Raw genomic sequence first — 493 nt, forward strand, 5'->3', positions numbered from 1 at the left:
CTTCAGTCGACAGCTCCTGACTTATTCTGCTTTCCTCTGGCGCAGAGGCAGTTTGTACCTGCTCGATTGGTTCCGAAAGGTGCTGTTCCTGAGGGCATAGCGCTTGATTTTGCTTTTGTCTGATGCCTTTGACATGTTTGAGAATGGCAGAAAAGAGCTCATTGTCATTGACGGGCTTGGTCACGTAGTCATTCATGCCCGAGGCAAGACATTTTGCTTTGTCTTCTGCCATGGCATTTGCGGTCATCGCGATGATAGGGATCTTCTGATTGCTTTCCCGTATCTTTTCGGTAGCTTGGCAGCCATCCATTAAAGGCATTTGCATGTCCATTAATATGAAATCGAAATTGCCTTTTATGGCTTTCTCGTAGCCTTCTTCACCATTGTTGGCAAGGGATACCCGGATGCCTTGTTTAACAATAATTTCCTTCCCTAGCTGTTGATTTGCACCCAAAACTGACCCACTAAAGCCATATATTTGCATCGAATTTTG

1 protein-coding gene is annotated in these 493 nt (G+C 45.2%); it reads right to left on the reverse strand.

Annotated elements, in window-relative coordinates; translation table 11 throughout:
* The coding region (locus tag A3735_RS23830) for a response regulator (RefSeq protein ID WP_197486008.1) at positions 1 to 454 on the reverse strand (454 nt) is incomplete at its 3' end.
* Positions 455 to 493 lie beyond the last annotated feature (39 nt).

The sequence above is a fragment of the Oleiphilus sp. HI0061 genome (assembly GCF_001635675.1).